Origin of the sequence: Shewanella sp. AC91-MNA-CIBAN-0169 (genome assembly GCF_040310165.1) — a bacterium.
Lineage (GTDB): Bacteria > Pseudomonadota > Gammaproteobacteria > Enterobacterales > Shewanellaceae > Shewanella.
The window spans coordinates 25,553-47,410 of sequence record NZ_JBEOPM010000008.1 but is presented as its reverse complement, the minus strand read 5'-3'; the positions used below and the strand labels follow the sequence as shown (position 1 = coordinate 47,410).

The following is a 21,858-nucleotide window of genomic DNA, read 5'->3' as shown; positions in this document are numbered from 1 at the left end:
TTAACAGCGTTTGAAAAACTCGCTTACAAATCCACTTTATCAGTCATCGGATTTAGGCTAATGCCACCATCAACTGCGCCACAACAATTAATGTGCCGAGCAATCCTGCGGCGATAAGCCCCAATGTGCCACCAGACACTTGATAACCGCCCATTTTCTGCGCGCGTTGCTTTAATGCCATCGCAATGGGTAAATAGATAATCATCACCACTAATGGAATGGCTGCAAAACCAAGCACTTTGAAAAACCCGTCTGGGTAGTAAAGCGCACATAACAGCGGCGGTATAAAGGTTATCAACCATGTTTTAGCACGACCAACAGCGTCATCTTTAGCTCGGGTCAGTTCGGCGACATAATCAAATAGGCTCATGGTGACACCTAAAAATGAGGTCACCAATGCAAGGTTGGCAAACAGATCAATTGCTTGGCTGATAATGTGTGACTGGGCTAAGCCTTGCAAAGCAGCAACCAGTTTCGGCAGTGAACCACCAAAGCTATGAACTGTTTCGCCGCCTAAAGAACCTAGTGTTACGAGCAACCACAGGATGTAACAAACCAGTGGAATGGTCGATCCTATTAATAACACTTTTCTAAGTGATGCAGCATCACCTTCTAAGTAGCGCACAATGGTGGCAATACACACATGGAAACCAAATGAAGTGAATACCACTGGGATGGCTGCTAACCATAATTGTTGCAGGGCGGTGCCCGACGCTACATCGGTTGAGTAATTGTTTAGTGCACTGATTAAATTAACGTCTGGTAATAGAAATGCCACCACAATGACAAGCAGCACCACCATCGATGTAAATAATATGCGTGATACTTTATCAATCCATTTAACACCAATAGCAATCAAGCCACCAAAAATAACCGTGAACAGTATGACGGCGACTTGGTTGCTCATGTTAATGCCGATGGGTTGTAAACGGGTTTCTAATAGCGATGACCCTCCCATTAGATACACCATGGTTAATGCGAATAATAAGCTAAGGAATGAGCCACCTTGAATGAGCTGGCCGACTTTGCCCAGTGTTTTACCGGTAATGGCATGGACGTTATCGCCGACACCACTATGAAGATTAATTTCTAACATCAGTAACGAGGTGTAAGCCGATAAACCCCAAATAACCACTAATAAGATTAATGCGGGGATCATCCCCAAAGCTGCTGTTGCTAATGGTAGCGCTAGCATGCCTCCGCCAATTGCCGTTCCCGCGACAATCGAAATAGAACCTAAAGTTTTAAAATTCACAGAAAACGTCCTGTTTAATTATTATTTTATTTGTGTCGGACATTAGCAGAAGGGTGACAGAGCAGGCAAGGATCTTTGACTGTTAAAGGCTAACAGCTATGTTTATAAACAATTACACAACAATAGACCAAACTTTTTTACACGTGATTATTGCAATAGCGTAGCATTACGGCGTTACGAGTAGGGTAGGGTTATTTATATGTCGAATTTACAATGTAAAATGAGTGCGTTGAATAAAATTATTTAATCGTTATAATGCGACTTGTTTTAGGGGAGTAGCTAATCTTGTCTTGCTGTTATGGCACACAAGATGTCTGTATCAACATAATTGGCCTCACGCCATGGTGCAGACAGTAACACACTGTTAATCAGTGATTTTACCAAGCGAGACCTAAGCACAGTAACTGCATCAAGGGGTATGCGGTGGCTCGTGCTTAGTTGTCATTTACCCCTAGGAATATCACATTGGAAGCTTTATTCGCCTCAACGCTTACTGTTGCCATCGCTGAAATAGGCGACAAAACTCAATTATTAGCCTTACTGCTCGCGGTGAGATTTAGCAATAAAACCGCTATAATCTCAGGCATTTTGTTCGCCACATTATTAAATCATTTTCTTGCTGCATGGTTAGGTCAATGGGCCATAGCGTGGATTGATCCACAATGGGCGACCTATTTGGTGGCCGGGTCATTTTTTGCTATTGCACTATGGGTGCTGATACCCGATAAAATGGATGATGATGATAATCGCTTCTATAAACTCGGTGCTTTTACTGCGACGTTTATTTTGTTTTTTATTGCTGAAATAGGGGATAAAACTCAAATTGTGACAGTAGTCTTAGCGGCAAAATACCAAGCACTGACATGGGTTGTCATCGGCACGACATTGGGAATGTTAATTGCTAATGTCCCCGTTGTGCTGGCTGGGCATTTTAGTGCTAACAAATTGCCCATGAAACTGATTCATCGCGGTTGTGCTGTGTTGTTTGCACTACTTGGGGTCGCTACACTGCTGTGGTAAAAGGAGGTTCCATGTCCGATAACCAAGTTCTTGATGCAGATACTGCCCGCGGGTTGCCCTGGGTTGTTGCCATTGCTTTTTTCATGCAGTCACTCGATGGAACGATCCTGAATACTGCATTACCCGCTATGGCCAGTGATTTAAATGAAGACCCGCTGCGTATGCAAGGCGTGATTATCGCTTACATGCTCACCGTGGCATTGCTGATCCCTGCTTCTGGCTGGATCGCTGATCGCTTTGGCACCAAAAAAATCTTCTTTGGTGCGATCTTATTGTTCAGCTTTGGATCATTGCTTTGTGCATTGTCCAATTCATTAGACATGCTGATTGGTGCTCGGGTGGTACAAGGGTTAGGTGGTGCTTTAATGTTGCCAGTCGGCCGACTTGTAGTGCTGCGTGCATATCCACGTTCGGAATTGGTACGGATTATGGGCTTTATCACCATCCCCGGTTTACTGGGGCCACTGCTTGGTCCAACGATGGGCGGTTGGATGGTGCAATACTTGACATGGCATTGGATCTTTTTGATCAATCTGCCTGTCGGTGTAGTCGGTTGTTATGCGGTGTGGAAGTTCATTCCAGATCTGCGTGGTAAGGAAAAATCACGTTTCGATAGCTTCGGATTTTTGTTGTTTGGGGCTGCGATGTTATTGATCACCATCGCTATGGAAGGACTCGGCGAACTGCACTTGCCACACTTACGGGTGATGTTGCTGTTATTTGGTGGTATGGCGTGTTTGATAGCATATTGGCTGCGGGCTGGTCGTATTAGTAATCCACTGTTTTCGCCATCGCTATTCAACACCAAAACATTTGCTATTGGTCTTTTTGGTAATCTGTTTGCTCGTTTGGGCAGTGGTGCATTGCCATTCTTGGTGCCGTTGTTGCTGCAAGTTGCACTGGGTTATTCACCATCTCAGGCTGGAATGAGTATGCTGCCGCTGGCCGCTGCAGCAATAATGGCCAAATCAGTGGCTCGACCGATTATCGAACGCTTAGGTTATCGAGTAGTGCTTACCGCGAATACTTTGGCGCTTGGCGTTATGCTGGCGACCATGGGCTTGGTTAGCGAACAAACTCCTTACTGGTTGCTATTAGCTCTGTTGGCGATTCTTGGCGCGATTAACTCATTACAATTTACGGCCATGAATGCCGTGACCTTAATAGATCTTGATGATGTTAATGCCAGTAGCGGTAACAGTCTATTGTCGGTAGTAGGTCAATTATCATTAAGTTTAGGGGTTGCGTGTGCAGGTGCTTTGCTCGGTGGCTTCAGTACCGATGTCGGCAGCGGTACAGCGGGAACGGTACTTGGCGCTTTCCAACTGACGTTCGTTACCGTTGGTCTTATGACAATGTTAGCCGCAGTGATATTTTCGCAATTATCTAAAGACGATGGCCGTCGGATAACCCATTCATAACAGTGCATCATTTCGCCGATTTCGGATAAAAAAAGGTATTTTGCGATTATTTATAACGCGATATTTTTTATCAAAATGATGCTCTGAATATGACACAGATAAACCTCAATTTTAATTTCCCATTAGTTTTTTGTGCAGTCCTGCACACACTTCATTGTATGATTGGTTAAAATATAAGCATGCATAAGCTTTATGGATAGTCGTGTGCATGTAAATGTGTAAGCGGATGGTAAACGGATAGTAAGCTGATAGTTAAAGGAGTCACGATATGGATATGAAGAAACATGGTTTATCGATAGGCATAAACCGAATTGAAAATGTGTTTTTTGTGACATTAAAAGCCATTGGCACATTAACCCACGAAGACTATCTCGTCATTACCCCTATGCTAGAGGGGGCATTAAGCCAAGTTGATCAACCTAAAGTGAGTTTGTTTCTCGATGCTACCGAGCTCGACGGCTGGGATTTGCGCGCCGCGTGGGATGATTTAAAGCTGGGGTTAAAGCACAAATCTGAGTTTGAAAGAGTGGCCATTTGGGGCAATCGAGATTGGCAAGAATGGGCGGCCAAAGTCGGTAGTTGGTTTATTGCGGGCGAGATAAAATATTTCGACGATGAAGATGATGCGTTGAAATGGCTTCGATACTAATACGATGTTCAAGGTATGTTTATCTCGAATGATGCCTAGATCTTTACCGTTGTGATGGCATGATTAACCCTAGGAACAGATTCTCTAGGGCTATAAGCATTTACGCCGTGGTATTAACATTGTGACCACTGTTGCCAACGGGCTGCGGCGCAGGTGGTTGCGCTGCTTCAATGAGCTGCAATGCCATTTGACCTTCAATCTTTTGCTGTTCTTTAGCCATTACGGCCACTTTTAAGCTGCTGCCAGAATCAATCGTTGTTGGCATTGAAGACGGTGAATTAACACTAATTGACATGGTTAACCTTAATATAAAGTCGGATGGTAATAGTATATCGGCTGAAAATCGAAGTGCTTGACACATTTTTGCTAAAAAGCATTCGTTGAGCTTTTTTTGATTATAGGTTGCGCACAACCAATGTTATAATTAACTCATATTATTGGTTAGTGGAGTGAAGCCTATGTCTAATAAAGCGCTTACTGAGTCTCAATTACCTTCAGCGCAAAACCCGCTAGCACTTGAAAATCAAGTGTGTTTTTCATTGTATAGTGCGACTAATGCGATGATCCGCGCATATCGACCATTATTAGATGAGTTATCGCTGACTTATCCTCAGTATTTAGTGATGATGGTACTTTGGAAAGAGCCGGGGATTAGTGTTAAAACCTTAGGTGAAAAATTACATCTAGATTCTGGAACGTTAACGCCCTTGCTAAAGCGTTTAGAAGGCAAGGGCTTAGTGAGCCGTGGTCGCAGTGAGTTAGATGAACGCGTGCGAGTGTTACATGTTACTGAGCAAGGCCAGCAATTACATCAGCAAGCGTTGAGTATTCCTGAACAGATGCGTTGTAAAGTGGGTGGCACTATTGAAGACTTACAACAATTAAAGCAACTGTGTGATCAAGCATTTACCATGTTAAATTCCGGAGAGGCGAGCAGCTGTGAAATGTGATTATTTTGAGCGTGGCGATTGTCTGTCATGCCGCAATATTCAACTATCTATGGTTGAGCAAGTGAGTGTAAAGCAACAACAATTAACCGATTTGTTTCGCGGCATCTCAGTTAAACAATGGTTAGCGCCAATATTAAGCGCAGAATCAGGTTTTCGTAATAAAGCCAAAATGGTCGTTTTAGGTGCAGCTCACAAACCTATTTTAGGTTTGGTTAATCCTAAAGGGGAGCCGGTCAGTTTATGTGACTGCTCGTTATACCCTAAAGATATGCAATTATTGCTACACCGTTTAGAGCGATTTGTGCAGCAAGCAGGCATACCACCTTATCGGGTCGATAAGAGCAAAGGCGAGCTAAAATTTATTTTACTGACTCGCAGCCAAAGTAGTGGCCAGTTTATGCTGCGTTTTGTATTACGTAGTGACCAAGCCATCGTGAGAATTGAACGAGAATTACCCCAATTATTACAAGAGTTTCCCGAAATCACCTTAGTATCGGCCAATATTCAGCCAATCCACATGGCTATTCTAGAAGGCGAAAGGGAAATATTTTTAACGGAAACAACACGATTAGAAGAACAACTTAATAATGTACCGTTGTTCATACGGCCAAAAAGCTTTTTTCAAACTAATCCGGAGGTTGCCGCCCAGTTGTATCAAATAGCGAGGGAGTGGGTTACTGAATTCAAACCGAACTATATTTGGGACTTATTTTGTGGTGTCGGTGGATTTGGACTGCATTGCGCTAACAGCAATACCCGTTTAACTGGAATTGAGATCGAATCTGAAGCAATAGAATGTGCCATCTTGTCAGCAACCAAACTAGGGCTTACACAAGTGGATTTTAGTGCACTCGATTCAACTCATTTTGCTAAAGGACAATCTGCTCAAGATAAACCGGATCTTATTATTGTCAATCCACCTCGGCGTGGATTAGGTAAATCATTATGCGATTTATTGAGTGAGTTTGCGCCTAAAGCAATCGTGTACTCTAGTTGTAATCCACACACCTTAATGAGCGATTTAGAGTGCATTACGGGTTATCAAATCACCAAAGTTCAAATGTTTGATATGTTTCCTCATACCGATCATTTTGAAGTACTGGTTATGCTAGAACAGCTGTAATAGTCTTTGCTATCAATTAAGGTGTTTTATAATCGAAATTAAGTACTCGTTTGGTGTCGCTAAATTATAGGTTATATCGAACAAAGGTAGCTGTTAGGTTGTGGTATATGTTGTCATCATAAAAATATCATCATAAAAATGTCATCTCAATGTCATAACATTGTTTATTAACATAAAAAAGGTACTAGGACGATGTGGCAAATTTTCAGTCGCTTTTTAGCGTTAGGGTTAATCAGTTTCGGTGGCCCTGCGGCTCACATAGGCTATTTTAGAAAAGCATTTGTTGACGACTTACAATGGCTAGACGGTAAACAATATTCAAGTTTTATCGCCCTGAGTCAGTTTATGCCTGGGCCAGGCTCAAGCCAGATAGGGTTTGCAATTGGGTATCACCGAGGTGGTTTATTGGGCGGATTAGCCGCCTTTTTAGGTTTTACCTTGCCGTCTTTTTTACTGATGTTTTTATTTGCTGTGACCAGTGCTCAATGGTTGGAGATAACGGCCGTAGAGGGGGCTATTCATGGCTTAAAGCTACTGGCAGTAGTGGTCGTAGCGGATGCGACTTTGTCAATGTTCAATCAATTCTGTCAACGAAAAACCGCTAAAATACTCATGGCTGCCACCGCCGTTGCTATCATATTAATGCCTTCATTATTAATGCAAATTGGCGTACTAGTTGTGGCCGCTATTGTTGGAGTCATGTTGATGACTCGGGGTGAGCGTATTACGCCAGACACACCTGCTATCGAGCTTAATTATGCTTGGTTAGCGTTATTTATTATAGGCATCGCAGCATCTTTATATTTGATCAATCAACCTGACAGTCTTGGACAGATTTTTGCGCAATTCTTCCAAGTGGGCAGTTTAGTATTTGGCGGTGGGCATGTGGTATTACCCTTGCTTGAAACCAGTGTCGGTGAATACATTACCCCTGATCGATTTTTAACTGGCTATGCACTTGCGCAAGCCATTCCTGGCCCTATGTTTACCTTAGCAACCTTTTTAGGGGCAGATTTATGGTTAGAATCTCCTATTTTGGGCGCGTTAGTGGCGACGTTAGCTATTTTCCTTCCAGGTTTTTTATTGATGCTGGTGGGCTTAAAAAGTTGGTATTCTATTAGCCAGCATCCTGCCATAGCCGGTGCGTTAGCGGGGGTAAATGCAGCCGTTGTTGGTTTATTGCTTTCGGCGCTATATCAACCTGTGTTTACTAGTGCGGTGATCATGCCGCTAGACATGGCATTAGTGATCATTGGTTTTAGTGTATTAAAAGTCTTTAAGCCCGGTCTTGTATGGTTGGTAATAGGATTTGCAGCAATGGGCAGTGGATTGACAATGTTGTAAAACGGTTATTATATTGGATGATTTTGCGATAGGTCTCACTTTATTGAGTTGCAATAGTTTGTTAGCTTAACCATCTATAATAAATAGACTATTATATTGATAGACTATTACCTTAAAAGACCTTCAAAAGGCTGGCCACTATGCTGAGATCTTCCCTACGCAATAAACTACTGGGGTTATCGCTAATTCCGCTTTCGTTGATCCTCATCGTACTACTGAGTATTTTTTATGTGAATGAAGAATCGTCTCTAACCAAGGATATTGATAATTTTCGCAGTGAGTTAATTTCAGAACGTAAAAATCAACTAAAAGAATCGGTTCAAATTGCCCAAGGTGTTGTGGAGTATGAGCTTGCTTTGGGTAGCAGTGGTAATGTCAATGGAGCATTACGAGATCTACGTTTTGGAACTGCAGGGTACTTTTTTATATATGATGATGCTGGCGTCAATATTTTTCACCCGACTATGCCTGAACTTGAAGGTCAAAACAAAATTGACATGGCCGATCCTAATGGTACCAAGATTATTGTTGGGTTATTAGATGCGGCTAAATCGGGTACTGGTAATTTTTCTTATTATTATAAAAAGCCCGGTAGCGAACAGCTTGTAGAAAAGCTCGGTTTCGCGGTAATGATCCCTAATACCAATTGGATGTTAGGCTCGGGCGCTTATATTGATGATATTGAAGAGTCTATTGGCGGTTATGAAACTTATAAAACTGAAGAGATGAATCAAAAAGCATTAATGTTTCTATTAATTGCTTTAGGTCTTACGGGGATGACTGCTTTTGGCGTGGTGCTGATGGCCCATAAAATGGTGGTGCCAATTCAAAATATGGCGTCATCGCTTAATGATATCGCTAAAGGTGAAGGTGATTTAACCAAACGTTTAGATATCACCAGTGAGGATGAGATTGGCCAATTAGGCAGCGCATTCAATCTGTTCATCGACAAATTACAACATATTATGGGTGATGTGGCTGGTGCGACCGACAGGGTTAAGCATGCGGCTCAGAGTATCAGTGGCCAAACAGTGTCAATGACAGAGCAACTCTACAATCACAATAATGAAATTGACCAAATTGTCACCGCAATCACCGAAATGTCGGCGACGGCGCATGACGTGGCCCACAATACTAATATGGTAGCTGAAGCCACGCATGCTGCCTCTGATAACGTCACGAAAGCGCAAGATTGTGTCGATACCTCATTAACGGAAGTGTCTAATTTAATGAACCAAATTGACAACGCTGCGGCCAACGTCAAATCATTAAGTGAACAATCTAAGAAAATTAATTCAGTGCTGAGTGTGATAGGTGGGATTGCTGACCAAACTAATTTACTGGCACTCAATGCGGCAATCGAAGCAGCCCGAGCGGGCGAGCAAGGTCGGGGTTTTGCGGTTGTTGCTGATGAAGTGAGAAACTTGGCTAGTCGAACCCAAGCCAGTACGGTTGAAATTAATGAAATGCTGGCAGAACTGAATAAGCTAGTGACTCAAACGGTACAAACTATGGAAGAAAGTCAGGTGAGTTGTTTGAGTTCTGTGGAGTCTTCTAGAGCGATTTCTGAAAGTTTAGGTGCCGTGACATCATCAGTAACCAGCATTAATGACATGAGTACTCAAATTGCCACAGCGGCTACTGAACAAAGCTCAGTGACCGAAGAAATCAATCGCAATATCAATTCAGTGCAAGAGATTGTTAATACGTTATTGGTGGCCAGTCAAGATGCGTCCGGTATGAGTAAAACCGTTGCTGATGATGGTCAGACGTTAGCGGAATTAGTGGGTCAATTTAAAATATAATGTTTACTTGGTAGGTAATTAAAAATGAACCCGAAGCGGTTCATTTTTTTTAGTCCAATTTTTAATCTACACCAGAGCCTAAATTTGAACCTATATTTGTTGAAGCAAACTTTAACATTATAAGCGGTCCATTTATTCTATTCATTCGTGGGTAAGTGTTTTTCCAGATGTTGATTTGATGAAATATATTCGTCATTTGTTTATTAATAATCGGCCTTCCGGTCTAGGTTTAGTGCCTATCATGGGGTAAAATGCGCCGTTGCACCTTTTGTTAACCGCCAAATTTAAGTTGAATATTCATGTTTGAAGTTAATCCGGTAAAATTCAAAATTAAAGAGCTAGCCGAACGTACTGAGTTACTTCGGGGGTATCTTTGACTACGCTGCCAAAAGTGAGCGTTTAGAAGAAGTCAGTCGCGAGCTTGAAAGCCCTGAAGTGTGGAATGAGCCTGAACGTGCTCAAGCATTAGGTAAAGAGCGTGCTGCGTTAGTGGTTGTGGTCAAAACCATTGATGATATGGACACGGGTCTAGAAGACATCCAAGGGTTACTTGAGCTTGCCATTGAAGAAGATGACGAAGAAACCTTTAATGATGCTGCCGCAGAACTTGAGGAGTTAGACACTCGTCTGGCTGATCTCGAATTCCGCCGTATGTTTTCTGGTAAGAGTGATGCTTCAAACTGTTATCTTGATATTCAATCTGGTTCAGGCGGTACCGAAGCACAAGACTGGGCCAACATGGTTCTGCGCATGTATTTACGCTGGGGTGACGCGCATGGTTATAGCCCAGAGTTAATGGAAGTGACCGACGGCGATGTGGCAGGTATTAAAGGTGCTACGATTAAGTTCACTGGTGAGTACGCTTTTGGTTGGATGCGAACAGAGACGGGTGTGCACCGTTTAGTACGTAAATCGCCATTTGATTCATCAGGTAAACGTCATACTTCTTTCTGTTCTGTTTTCGTTTACCCTGAAATTGATGATGATATTGAAATCGATATCAATCCGTCAGATTTACGTATCGACACTTACCGTGCTTCTGGCGCGGGTGGTCAACACGTCAACAAAACCGATTCTGCGATACGTATTACACATTTACCAACAAACACTGTGGTGCAATGTCAAAACGATCGCTCGCAACATAAAAACCGTGACTCTGCTTTTAAGCAATTAAAGGCGAAGTTGTACGAGTTAGAAATGCATAAACAAAATGCCGATAAACAAGCTGCTGAAGATGCAAAATCAGATATCGGCTGGGGCAGCCAAATTCGTTCATACGTATTAGATGACGCCCGTATCAAAGATTTACGTACAGGGGTTGAGAACCGCAACACTCAAACTGTGCTGGATGGTGATTTAGATAAGTTTATTGAAGCCAGCCTAAAATCAGGACTTTAATTAAATTAACTTTTTCCGCCATGTAAGTGTGGCGAGTAAACGCGAGAATATAATATGACTGAACACGTACAAGATGAAAACAAACTGATTGCTGAACGTCGCGCTAAATTAGACCACATCCGCACCAACTGTCCTGCGAATGCTCATCCAAATACATGGCAGCGTAGTCATAAAGCGGCTGAGTTACAGGCTCAATATGGCGAGCAAACCAAAGAAGTGCTAGAAGAGTTAGCTTTTCAAACCAGTATTGCTGGCCGTGTTATGGCCAAGCGTGGTCCGTTTTTAGTAATTCAAGACGTGTCTGGCCGTATTCAAGCTTATGCTGGTAAGCCAGTACAAGGCGACTTGAAAGAGCGTTATCAAGGTTTAGACATCGGTGACATTATCGGTGTTAAAGGTCAGCTGCATTTATCTGGCAAAGGCGACTTGTACGTTAATATGGAAGAATACCAGTTACTGACCAAAGCATTGCGTCCATTACCTGAAAAATTCCATGGTTTAACCGACCAAGAAACTCGCTACCGCCAGCGCTATGTTGACTTGATTGTTAACGAAGACTCACGTAATGCCTTTATTATGCGTTCTAAAGTGGTTTCTGCTATTCGTAACTTCATGATCAAAAAAGAGTTCATGGAAGTTGAAACCCCAATGATGCACGTTATTCCTGGTGGCGCTTCAGCACGTCCATTTGTGACTCATCATAATGCATTAGACATGGCGATGTACTTACGTATCGCGCCTGAGCTATACCTTAAGCGTTTAGTGGTTGGTGGTTTTGAGCGTGTGTTCGAAATTAACCGTAACTTCCGTAACGAAGGTTTGTCACCACGTCATAACCCAGAATTCACCATGATGGAATTCTATATGGCATATGCTGATTACAAAGACCTAATGGACTTAACCGAAGAAATGCTGGGGTCAATTGCTCAAGAATTATTAGGCAGTACTAGCATGCCTTATGGTGAAGAAACTGTTGAGTTTGGTGGCGCTTATGCACGTTTAAGCATGTTAGAAGCGATTCAGAAATATAATCCTGACAATGCGACTATTCAAGCTATGACCTACGAGCAAGTTAAAGACGTAGAGTTTATGCGCGATTTAGCATCGAGCCTAGGCATCAAGCTAGAAAAATTCTGGACGTGTGGTCAGTTACTTGAAGAAATATTCGGTGAAACGGCTGAAACTAAGTTAATGCAACCTACGTTCATTACTGGTTACCCAGCGGATATTTCACCTTTGGCGCGTCGCAATGATAACAATGACTTCATTACCGATCGTTTTGAGTTCTTTATCGGTGGCCGCGAAGTGGCTAACGGCTTTAGTGAGCTCAACGATGCTGAAGATCAAGACAACCGCTTTAAAGCGCAAGTTGATGCTAAAGATGCAGGCGATGACGAAGCAATGTTCTATGACGCTGACTACATCACAGCACTAGAGCACGGTTTACCACCAACAGCAGGTCAAGGTATTGGTATCGACCGTTTAGTGATGCTATTCACTAACACGCATACTATTCGCGACGTGATTTTATTCCCAGCGATGCGCCCACAAGCGTAATGGCATAGGTTGGCAGTAGCTGACACTGAGGAATAATCAAAACCAGCTTTCGGGCTGGTTTTTTTTGACTAAAATTAACTGGAAATTTGTCTCGTACTGGTTAATTTGCTGCTTGCAAAAAACGCTAGCCGATGACGCCACTTTTAGGTTGGATAAACTTTGCCGATGCTGTCACGAAAGCTTTATTGTTAACAAAGAGCGCAGCTTCTAATTGGTACATCCCTAAACGTTGGCTCACCAATCGACCGACAATTTTGATGGCATCACCAACCTTTATGGGGGCAATAAAGCGGATGGTCATTTCGGCGGTTAAGGCCTTAATACCTTGCATCAGCAAACAATGAGTCATCGCCGCATCGACTAAGGCACTAGCAACGCCGCCATGCAAGAAGCTGTTGTAGCCTTGAAGCTGCGGACTCACTTTATGATAACCAACCACTTGATTGTCACCGTCAGCAAAAAATTTACACTGTAACGACAATGGATTTTGTTTAGCGTCGCCACAGACAACACATTGACTGTGGCTTTGTTTACAATCTTGATAATGGTTCACACAAGACCTTGTTTGTTCATTGTTATAGATGGCTTTAAGGTTCCCCTAAAGCCTGTTATAGACTAAAAGCGCGCATTAACCATTTGGTAGGTTTTATAACCACCAGTGAGGTTACGCACTTTAAAACCATGCTGTATTAACATGCGATAAGCGACATGACCTCGTAAACCCACCTGGCAAAATACCAGTAACTCTTTGTCTTTAGGGAGTTCGTTTAGTCGGTCTCGAAGCTCTGGCAGTGGAATATTCATTGCGCCTGCAATTGATCCCACGGCCGTGAGTTCTCCAGGGTTTCGAACATCGACAATGATTTGTTCTGCGGTCAAAGCGTGTAAATCTTGACTGTGACATATGGCTTCATCACCTAATAATACATTGGCTGCGACCATACCTGCTTGATTGACCACATCTCTTGCAGAACCAAATGGAGGCGCGTATGTGAGTTCAAGATCGGCTAAGTCATGCACCGTCATACCAGCGCGTTGCGCCACGGCTAATACGTCCATACGTTTATCAACGCCGTCAATCCCTGCTGCCTGCGCGCCTAAAATACGGCCAGAACTAGGGCAGAACAATAGCTTTAAGCTAATAGGGTGAGCCCCAGGATAATAGCTGGCGTGGCTTGCTGTGTGGACATAGATTTTTTCAAATGGGATATTTTGCTTGAGTAAACTTTTCTCATTTAATCCTGTTGAAGCAATGGCCATATCAAACAACTTACAAATAGCTGTGCCTTGAGTGGCACGATATTTTTTATCACCACCAAGCATGTTATCGGCAGCTAATCGTCCTTGGCGGTTGGCAGGGCCCGCAAGGGGGATGAGTGTCGGATTACCAGTAACAAAATCTGCAGTTTCGATGGCATCGCCCACAGCATAAATATCTGCATCGGAGGTTCGCATGCCTTCGTCAACCCGAATACCACCGAGTGGGCCTAATACTAAACCGCACTCAGACGCCAAGCTGGTCTCAGGTTTAACACCAATGGCGAGGATGACTAAATCGGTTGCTAAGGTGTTGTTATCACTCAATGCTAGTTGCAGATGGTAGTGAGGTAATATTGGCTTATCATAATCACCGGTATTATCGGCTTCAGCCAGTTGTATCGGGTATTCATCAACAGCGGTTAAGCCGGTTTTTAAGCGTAAATCAACCCCATTATCGACGAGCTTTTGATGCAGCATATTGGCCATTTCAAGATCAACAGGCCCCATCACTTGGTCTGCTAGTTCGAGTAAGGTGACGTCTAACCCAAGGTGGCGCAGCGCTTCTACCATTTCTAAGCCAATAAACCCACCGCCTACTACCGTGGCATGTTTAGGTTTATGCAGTAGAAGATTCGACAGGATTTTATCCATATCAGGAATATTACGCAGGCTATGGACGAAATGGTTATTGATGCCGCTAATGGGTGGTTTGATTGGTGATGCACCGGGGCTGAGTAATAGCTTTTCATATGACTCTTGATACATTTCATTGGTCATAAGGTTACGTACGGTTAATTGCTTGGCTTGTCTATCAATCGCCACGACTTCATTATGTACCCTTACATCGACATTAAAACGCGACTTAAAGCTTTCGGGTGTTTGCAGTAATAGTGCGTCTCGGGATTCAATTTCACCACTAATATGGTAAGGCAAACCACAGTTGGCAAATGAAACAAATTCGCCCCTTTCAAGGATGATTATTTCAGCGGTTTCAGATACGCGTCTTGCTCTTGCTGCTGCCGATGCACCACCAGCAACACCACCAATAATGACTATTTTGGTCATGCTATTCTCCAATAAAATTAACGATTAACCTAGCGACTATCAATCAGACTTTTTGTTTTCTGATTTGCTATTAAGTGCTTTTTGGCAAGCAAAGCAGTGACCGTACATATTGAGGCTGTGGTGGTGAATACTCATGCCGTGATGTTCTGCCGCTAATCCTAAGCGTAGCTCAATCAAGGGGTCGATAAAATCGATTAACTTGCCACAGATTAAACAAATTAGATGATCATGCCGTGGTTTATTACTGAGCTCATAAACAGTATTTTTAGATTCAAATAATCGACCTACAACGAGGCCTGCTTGTTCAAAATGCGCCATAATTTGGTATACAGTATGAAGGCTAATGGTCTCTCCCTGTGCATTTAACCCTTGATAGATATTTTCTACCGTTAAATGCTGTTCATCGGTTTGAGTAAGAAACTCAAGTAACTTACACTTTTGAGTGGTTATTTTGAGACCAGATTCTTTCAATACTGCTTGCATTAGATTGACCTAAACACGTCGATACGTGTTAACTGTGTTTAATCTTCAGCTGATATTATTTGTCATCAACGCTTTGCCATTAATAAGACTATCAACCACCTTATGCCTAGCTCCTTTAACCAAGTTCGCCAACGTTTGACGAGAAATATTCATTGATTTAGCTGCTTCTTGTTGTTGCATCCCCAGTAAATCAACTAAGCGTAAAGCCTCCATTTCATCCTCTGCAAGTGGTACCTGTTCTAACTGCGTCATCGGAATACCATTGGGCTTAAAACAGATGTTGGCAGCTTGGCCGCATATAGTTCGGGGGATTTTAGGTCTTGCCATGTAACACCTCGTTTGTAGCATATGCCATATATACTGAATGTAGTTCACACATGCAAGCTCTATTCTTTATTGAGTATGAGATACAAACAGATCTTTGATCTAGCCCATAAAACTGACTATTCAACGATACTGATTTTATCACCGTGCTAAATCCAGCCGGCTTTGGAATTGTTAGTGACTGTTTAGTGATGCTATTGATTCATACGGTTACTATCCGAGAGATTATTGATTACCAGTGATACGCCCAACAGTGCCAGTATCTATGAGGTGCCAATTGCCAGTCAATCACACGAACAATGCAAATCAAATAACGCTGTTATGATTTTTTATTATCTCTGGTGGAGATAAACTTATAAGCTCCAGGTCTCAAGTGCGCCATCTGAGCTTAAGGTCAATAGCTTACCATTAGGTTTCATTACCATTGAAAATACCGTGGTGCCAGCGTTATAGGCGGTGATATCCCAATGAGAAAGCTCTTTTCCAGATGAGGCATCCCAATAGATAACACTTTGTTTTGACGTTGCGGTAATTAAGTTTTTGCCGTGATTGACGAATAACGCCTGCCGAAAATAGCGATAGCGCTCAAGGTAATCCAGATGACTTACTGGCCGCGTTGTTTGGGTATCGATAATGACATTGTTATCGAGTGCATCGGCAATAAATAAGCGCCGATTAGCGTCATCAAAACTCACGCTGGTGATTTGTTGAGGACGTGAGAAACTGCTGATCAACTCACCGCTATAAGCAGCCCAAATATGGACATCACCATCAAGTCCTGTCGATAAAACCTGTTGTTCAAAGCCTGATAGCTCAACATGATTAACGGCGGCGCTGTGTTGTTTAAACAATGACATTGTCATGCTACTTCGTTGTATCACTGTGATTGAACCATCATTCATCCCCACCAAAATAGTGCTGCCTGTTTGGCTCAGAAAAAGGCTCGAAATGCTGGCATCGGGATTAAATCCGTGGGCGGGCCAACGTATATCTAATTTGCCTGTCTCAAGGTTAAAAACGGATATTTTTTGTTTGCCAGCCGTCGCAAGGAATTGTTTGTTACCAGACAACGCCAGCAGATAATTGGTTTCATCAAAGTCATCGTCAGACCATTGGCGTAATAGTTGGCTTGTTGCCACATCCCAAATTGATAATGTACGGCTTCTGCCTAATGTGACAGCCATACTGGCATCGTTAGACAGTACGCCATCAATTAGCGTTTCTTGTACGAGTGGTTGAATATTATCGGGGGTTTTCATCACCTCAGCTTGATTGCAGCCAGAGACAGCTATCATTATCGTGATGACGCTAATAAGGTGCACACTTATCTGTAATCTAAATCCGGCATTAGCTAACAATTTAATTCCCCTATAAAAAGATGCTTTCAACATAATAGCATAGAGCGTTACCGCCGGTTTTATGGGCTTGCAACTGCATGAATCGTGAAATATTTACTATAAATGGCATGACTTTTTGCTATAGCAAAGTCAGCGTTCAAATTATGCATCTATTAAGAAAAAGTGAATTCAGGCACAATAACGGCTAACAATCTGTTATTTAAGCCAAGGAACCCACATGACGCAAATTACCTTAACCACTCCCGATGATTGGCATCTTCATTTTCGAGATGGGGATATGCTAGGTGAAACGGTTCCTGCAACGGCTCGATTGTTTCAACGCGCGATTGTGATGCCTAATTTAGTCCCACCAGTAACGACCGCTACAATGGCTTTAGCTTATCGAGATCGTATCTTGGCGGCGCGCCCAGCCGGAAGTAGTTTTCAGCCGTTAATGACGCTATTTTTAACTAATAATACCAGCGCTCAAGATATTATCGATGCCAAAGCGGCAGGGGTAGTGGCTGGAAAGTTATACCCAGCAGGTGCGACCACAAATTCAGATGCAGCAGTTAAAGCCTTGGATGAGTTGTTTCCGATATTTGAGGTTATGGCGCAACAAGGCATGTTGTTATTAGTACATGGTGAAGTAACAGAATCGCATATTGATATTTTTGATCGCGAAAAGATGTTTATCGATCGCTATTTATCGCGCATTGTCGAAGCCATTCCTAGCCTTAAAGTGGTGTTTGAACATATCACCACTAAAGAAGCGGCTGAGTTTGTCGCAGAGGCTTCAGCTAATGTTGCAGCAACCATTACCCCACAGCATTTATTGTTAAATCGTAATGATTTACTCGTCGGTGGTGTTCGTCCGCATAACTTTTGCTTACCCGTATTAAAACGCAACATTCACCAGCATGCATTGCAAGCTGCTGTGGCGACAGGCTCAAGTAAATTCTTTTTAGGTACTGATTCTGCCCCGCATGAAAAACACCGCAAAGAGTCAGCCTGTGGCTGCGCAGGTTGTTACAGTGCCTGGAGTGCATTAGAACTCTATGCACAAGTATTTGATAACTTAGGGGCATTAGATAAGTTAGAAGGTTTTGCCAGCTTACATGGCGCAGACTTTTATGGCTTACCACGCAACAGCGGCACTGTGACGCTAGTGAAACAAGAATGGACGGTACCAGAAGAGATTATTCTGCCAAACGGTAATCCTATCGTGCCATTTTTTGCAGGACAAAAAGTGAATTGGAAAGTGAAAACGGCTTAAGTTAATCACTAAGTTATCTAGGTAATTAACGCAGCATGCTGTTTTTATCACGGGTAGCTAAGTGGAAATAGCTTAATAACCAAATAGATTTATTAATGCCTGTCAGTTTGCTGACAGGCATTTTTGATCAGCGTCTTATTAAAGATCTCTTATTGGCTTTTTCATTTGTTGCCTGCGCCTGTAAAAGTGCTTCAAATGCTGCTTGGGGTAATGGTTTACTAAATAAGTAACCTTGGCCGTAATCACATTTCAATGCATTAAGCAGATGATACTGCTCTTCTGTTTCAACGCCTTCTGCCACGACCGTTAAATTGAGACCGTGCCCCATAGCGATTGCCGCACCAACAAGTTCTAGATCGCCCGGATCGACGGTTATATCGTTAATAAAGCTTTTATCTACTTTTAAGGTATTGAATGGGTAACTGCGCAGGTAACTGAGCGACGAATATCCGGTACCAAAATCGTCCATTGAGATACTGACACCAATGTCGTTAATGGATATCAAGTTACTGTCGATGACGGCGTCGCCACTGAGTAAGACTCCTTCGGTGATTTCCAGTTCAATAGTGCTAGGATTAATCTGATGTTTATCTAGCTGGATATTAAGCATATCAACAAAGGTATTTTCCCTGAATTGTTTTGGGGACACGTTAATGGCAATTTTAAAATGAGGATTATAGGTTTGTTGCCATTTTTTGGCTGTAGCAAATGCAACCTCGATAACATATTGACCGATTGTGACAATGAGTCCCGTTTGTTCAGCAATAGGGATAAACTCATCAGGAGTGACTTGACCGAGCAAAGCATTATTCCAGCGTAAAAGGGCTTCCGCGCCGATAATTTTGCGGTTCTTGATATCTACAAAAGGTTGAAAGTAAACCTCGAGCTCTTTTTGCTTCAATGCACTGCGTAATTGCTCTTCAACTTTCAAGCGCCGATTCATATCGTGGTTCATTTGATGTGTATAGAAATTATAGGTATTTCTGCCGCGATCCTTTGAATGGTACATGGCTGAATCTGCTTGTCTTAGCAATTCTTTGGGGTCTTCACTATCTAGCGGGTAAAGGGCAATACCAATACTGATGGTTGACACTAGCTCACGATTTTCGAGCCTAAAAGGCTGGTAAAATTGCTCGAGTAGCTTACGGGCAATAATTTCAACTTCAGTGGGTTCATTAATATTGCTCAATATAATGATAAATTCATCACCTCCCAACCTACCCACAACATCACTTTCTCTAATGGTATTTTTTAACCGAACCGCCGCTTGGATCAACAGTTCATCACCAACAGAGTGACCCATGGTGTCATTAACCTTTTTAAAATCGTCTAAATCAATAAACAATACTGCCACATTATTTTTGGCTCGATGGGCGTCTTTAAGCATTTGCGACAATCTATCAAGTGACAGTAGTCTATTAGGCAGGCCTGTTAAGCTATCGTAATGGGCTTGATGAAGAATTTTTTCTTCTTGTTGTTTGTATTGAGTGACATCTTGTTTTAGGGCTAGATAGTGTTTAGTGACGCCAACGTTATCAAAAATAGGTGCAATATGAGCATGTTCCCAAAAAATATCGCCGTTTTTCTTTTTGTTTTGCAGCTCGCCTTGCCATGCATGTCCGGTAGAAATAGCATTCCATAATTCTTTATAAAGTGATTTTGGGGTTAATCCCGACTTTAGCATGCTGGCCGATTGGCCAATGACTTCACTCGCGGCGTAGCCAGAAATTTTTTCAAAGGCACTATTCACATATTCAATTTTGCTGTCGATATTAGTTAATATCATTGATATTGGGCTTTGTTCTATTGCTTGTGACAATGTAAGAGCTTGTTCTTCAGCCTTTTTTTGGGCGCTTAAATCGATATCGATGCAGTACATTTCTGCTTCATTATCGGTATTGTTGATTAACGTATGGGATGAATAAACCGCTACATTACTACCATCTGCACGTTGCAGGAGTAATTCTTCAGCGAGAATAGGAACCCCTTCATTAATCCATGCATTGACGTTATTGATCACATGTTCTCGGTAAGGAGGGGGAATAATGAGGTCTTCTAATTGCTTCCCTAATGCTTGCTCTTTGGTATATCCATAAAGCTTTTCACTGGCTTGGTTCCAAAAAATGACCGAACGGTTTTTATCATAACCTTGGACCGAAATTGAGGGTATTTGTTCGAAAATATGTCTAAACTTAGATTCACTCAGAAGCAGTTTTTGTTCGGCATTAATGCGCTGTGAAATATCTTTAACAAAGCAGAATAACATCCCATCATCACCATCCCAAAAGCTGATGCTCACCTCAACATGAAACAAATGACCTAACTTATGTCGGTGTTGAGAGGTGTAATTAATAGACTTTGTTTGCTTAACTTTAATGACATTTTGAGTAGAATACTGGTGTTTTTCACTGGTTTCGATCTCTCCAATCGGTTTATTGCTAAGCTCGTCGAGAGTATAACCGGTCATATTAGCGAAACTCTGATTCGACTCAATTATTTTGCCGTCCACCGACACAATAACAAAACCATCTTGCGCGGTACTGATAATATTACGATAAGTACTTTCACTGCGGCGTAACTGTTCTTCAATGAGTTTTCGGTCGGCCATATCTCGACTTACGCCCACAATCCCCTCAATTTCCCCAGACGAATTAGTAAAAGGCGTTTTATGGGTTTTAAAAATATGGGCGATTCCATCGGGGGTTGTGACCCATTCTTCATTCATCCATGGCTTGTTTTCTCGTAATACAAAGCGATCGGCTTTGATAAAGCTGTCTGCCTGCTGACGATCAAATAAGTCATAGTCTGTCTGATGCTTAATATCCTCGGGTTTAAGGTGTAACGCTTCAGAGAATGCCTTGTTACAACCTAAATAAATCCCGTCGACCGATTTGTAAAAAATGATATCGGGAATGCCATCAATAATGCTTTGTAACAGGTTTTTCTCGGTTTCGAGGAGGCTTTTGTGATGATGTAACTCTTGATATATTTGTTGCCTTTGTTGATGCTGTTTTAGCAATAACCCCACTAGCATGGTGCCACATGTATATACCGTTAATAATGTCGGACCAATTGTAAGAATAATGTCGTATTTATCTACCACCGGCATGAGTAATAAACACAGCAAAATGCCAATCTCCACCACAAACCCCATGGCCAGTAAGTTTTGCCAATTGGGTTGTTTGTTTGCAGACTTCATCCAGTATCGCCAGCCTAACCCAATGGCAGAGCTGATAATAATAATTAAGGTTCCAACGTATAAACCGGCGCCGCCTTGATAAATACGGAAACAAGCAGCGAGTAACGCGGCAATCAATGTCGGGATAAAACCAAAAAATAGCCCACTTAAACTTAACAGTACCCAACGAGTATCAAAAAATATCCCCGGCCTTAACTCCCAAGGATTATTCATGACACAAATTGCAATCATTCCGATAAAAACCCCACTCAAGACATTTCCATATTTCTTGGAGGCTATCTTTTGTAATTTTATGGCATCATAAATAACGACAAGTGCCAGTAACAATACGGTGTTACTCATCAAACTGAAAAAACTATCCATTCTTTCCCCGCATAAAAAGAGCATTGCCT

The 21,858-nt window shown here is 42.4% G+C and carries 18 protein-coding genes and 1 riboswitch; of the genes, 10 read left to right on the top strand and 8 right to left on the bottom strand.

Features of this window, described 5'->3' with window-relative positions:
- Nucleotides 1–52: 52 nt before the first annotated feature.
- On the bottom strand, nucleotides 53–1,255 hold the full coding sequence (locus tag AAEY98_RS09070; protein ID WP_101086163.1) for an aromatic amino acid transport family protein: 1,203 nt from the start codon (nucleotides 1,253–1,255) through the stop codon (nucleotides 53–55).
- A 258-nt stretch (nucleotides 1,256–1,513) separates the two neighbouring features.
- Nucleotides 1,514–1,625, top strand: a riboswitch (yybP-ykoY riboswitch).
- 95 nt (nucleotides 1,626–1,720) lie between these two features.
- On the opposite strand from AAEY98_RS09070, the gene AAEY98_RS09065 reads away from it, so the two are divergent.
- From AAEY98_RS09065 to AAEY98_RS09055, 3 genes are all read left to right on the top strand, one after another.
- Entirely contained in the window at nucleotides 1,721–2,275 is a 555-nt protein-coding gene (locus AAEY98_RS09065) for a TMEM165/GDT1 family protein (protein ID WP_351016436.1), read from the top strand.
- Between the two features lie 11 nt (nucleotides 2,276–2,286).
- Entirely contained in the window at nucleotides 2,287–3,696 is a 1,410-nt protein-coding gene (gene mdtD, locus AAEY98_RS09060) for a multidrug transporter subunit MdtD (protein WP_162022276.1), read from the top strand.
- A gap of 268 nt (nucleotides 3,697–3,964) precedes the next feature.
- A complete protein-coding gene (locus AAEY98_RS09055) occupies nucleotides 3,965–4,345 on the top strand; it encodes a SpoIIAA family protein (RefSeq protein WP_162022277.1) in 381 nt (126 codons plus the stop codon).
- A gap of 100 nt (nucleotides 4,346–4,445) precedes the next feature.
- Here the strand turns inward: AAEY98_RS09055 and AAEY98_RS09050 are convergent, their stop codons facing one another.
- Nucleotides 4,446–4,640 (bottom strand): cytoplasmic protein, encoded by a 195-nt coding sequence (locus AAEY98_RS09050; protein WP_101086160.1) that lies wholly within the window; start codon nucleotides 4,638–4,640, stop codon nucleotides 4,446–4,448.
- Nucleotides 4,641–4,803: 163 nt separating this feature from the next.
- Here AAEY98_RS09050 and ohrR point away from each other — a divergent pair, with 163 nt between their 5' ends.
- The 6 genes from ohrR (at nucleotide 4,804) to lysS (ending at nucleotide 12,522) form a co-directional block, all read left to right on the top strand.
- Nucleotides 4,804–5,295 carry a transcriptional regulator OhrR gene (gene ohrR, locus AAEY98_RS09045; RefSeq protein WP_351016432.1) on the top strand — a complete coding sequence of 164 codons (492 nt, stop codon included), beginning with the start codon at nucleotides 4,804–4,806 and terminating at the stop codon, nucleotides 5,293–5,295.
- Complete coding sequence (rlmC, locus tag AAEY98_RS09040) at nucleotides 5,285–6,418, top strand: 23S rRNA (uracil(747)-C(5))-methyltransferase RlmC (protein ID WP_351016429.1); 1,134 nt, start codon at nucleotides 5,285–5,287, stop codon at nucleotides 6,416–6,418. The genes ohrR and rlmC overlap by 11 nt, the downstream gene beginning before the upstream one ends.
- 192 nt (nucleotides 6,419–6,610) lie before the next feature.
- Nucleotides 6,611–7,762, top strand: coding sequence for a chromate efflux transporter (chrA, locus tag AAEY98_RS09035; protein WP_351016426.1), 1,152 nt, complete (start codon nucleotides 6,611–6,613; stop codon nucleotides 7,760–7,762).
- Nucleotides 7,763–7,902: 140 nt separating this feature from the next.
- The gene (locus tag AAEY98_RS09030; RefSeq protein ID WP_351016423.1) at nucleotides 7,903–9,567 is read left to right on the top strand and encodes a methyl-accepting chemotaxis protein; all 1,665 of its coding nucleotides are present in this window, start codon (nucleotides 7,903–7,905) and stop codon (nucleotides 9,565–9,567) included.
- A 299-nt stretch (nucleotides 9,568–9,866) separates the two neighbouring features.
- A protein-coding gene (gene prfB / locus AAEY98_RS09025) for a peptide chain release factor 2 (RefSeq protein ID WP_162022282.1) occupies nucleotides 9,867–10,965 on the top strand; the annotation gives its coding sequence in 2 pieces (ribosomal slippage) (nucleotides 9,867–9,941 and nucleotides 9,943–10,965; 1,098 coding nt in all).
- Nucleotides 10,966–11,019: 54 nt separating this feature from the next.
- Complete coding sequence (gene lysS, locus AAEY98_RS09020; protein ID WP_351016421.1) at nucleotides 11,020–12,522, top strand: lysine--tRNA ligase; 1,503 nt, start codon at nucleotides 11,020–11,022, stop codon at nucleotides 12,520–12,522.
- A gap of 124 nt (nucleotides 12,523–12,646) precedes the next feature.
- On the opposite strand, the gene AAEY98_RS09015 is transcribed toward lysS, so the two are convergent.
- From AAEY98_RS09015 to AAEY98_RS08995, 5 genes are all read right to left on the bottom strand, one after another.
- Nucleotides 12,647–13,075, bottom strand: coding sequence for a PaaI family thioesterase (locus AAEY98_RS09015; RefSeq protein WP_351016419.1), 429 nt, complete (start codon nucleotides 13,073–13,075; stop codon nucleotides 12,647–12,649).
- Between the two features lie 62 nt (nucleotides 13,076–13,137).
- A complete protein-coding gene (locus AAEY98_RS09010; protein WP_192115438.1) occupies nucleotides 13,138–14,847 on the bottom strand; it encodes an FAD-dependent oxidoreductase in 1,710 nt (569 codons plus the stop codon).
- A 39-nt stretch (nucleotides 14,848–14,886) separates the two neighbouring features.
- Nucleotides 14,887–15,330 carry a transcriptional repressor gene (locus AAEY98_RS09005; protein WP_351016415.1) on the bottom strand — a complete coding sequence of 148 codons (444 nt, stop codon included), beginning with the start codon at nucleotides 15,328–15,330 and terminating at the stop codon, nucleotides 14,887–14,889.
- A gap of 45 nt (nucleotides 15,331–15,375) precedes the next feature.
- On the bottom strand, nucleotides 15,376–15,657 hold the full coding sequence (locus tag AAEY98_RS09000) for a DUF134 domain-containing protein (RefSeq protein ID WP_059747677.1): 282 nt from the start codon (nucleotides 15,655–15,657) through the stop codon (nucleotides 15,376–15,378).
- Nucleotides 15,658–16,007: 350 nt separating this feature from the next.
- Nucleotides 16,008–16,913 (bottom strand): WD40 repeat domain-containing protein, encoded by a 906-nt coding sequence (locus AAEY98_RS08995; protein ID WP_351016412.1) that lies wholly within the window; start codon nucleotides 16,911–16,913, stop codon nucleotides 16,008–16,010.
- Nucleotides 16,914–17,229: 316 nt separating this feature from the next.
- On the opposite strand from AAEY98_RS08995, the gene pyrC reads away from it, so the two are divergent.
- Entirely contained in the window at nucleotides 17,230–18,267 is a 1,038-nt protein-coding gene (pyrC, locus tag AAEY98_RS08990) for a dihydroorotase (RefSeq protein ID WP_101086150.1), read from the top strand.
- A 127-nt stretch (nucleotides 18,268–18,394) separates the two neighbouring features.
- Here pyrC and AAEY98_RS08985 read toward each other — a convergent pair whose 3' ends face one another.
- The gene (locus AAEY98_RS08985) at nucleotides 18,395–21,829 is read right to left on the bottom strand and encodes an EAL domain-containing protein (protein ID WP_351016409.1); all 3,435 of its coding nucleotides are present in this window, start codon (nucleotides 21,827–21,829) and stop codon (nucleotides 18,395–18,397) included.
- Between the last annotated feature and the right edge of the window lie 29 nt (nucleotides 21,830–21,858).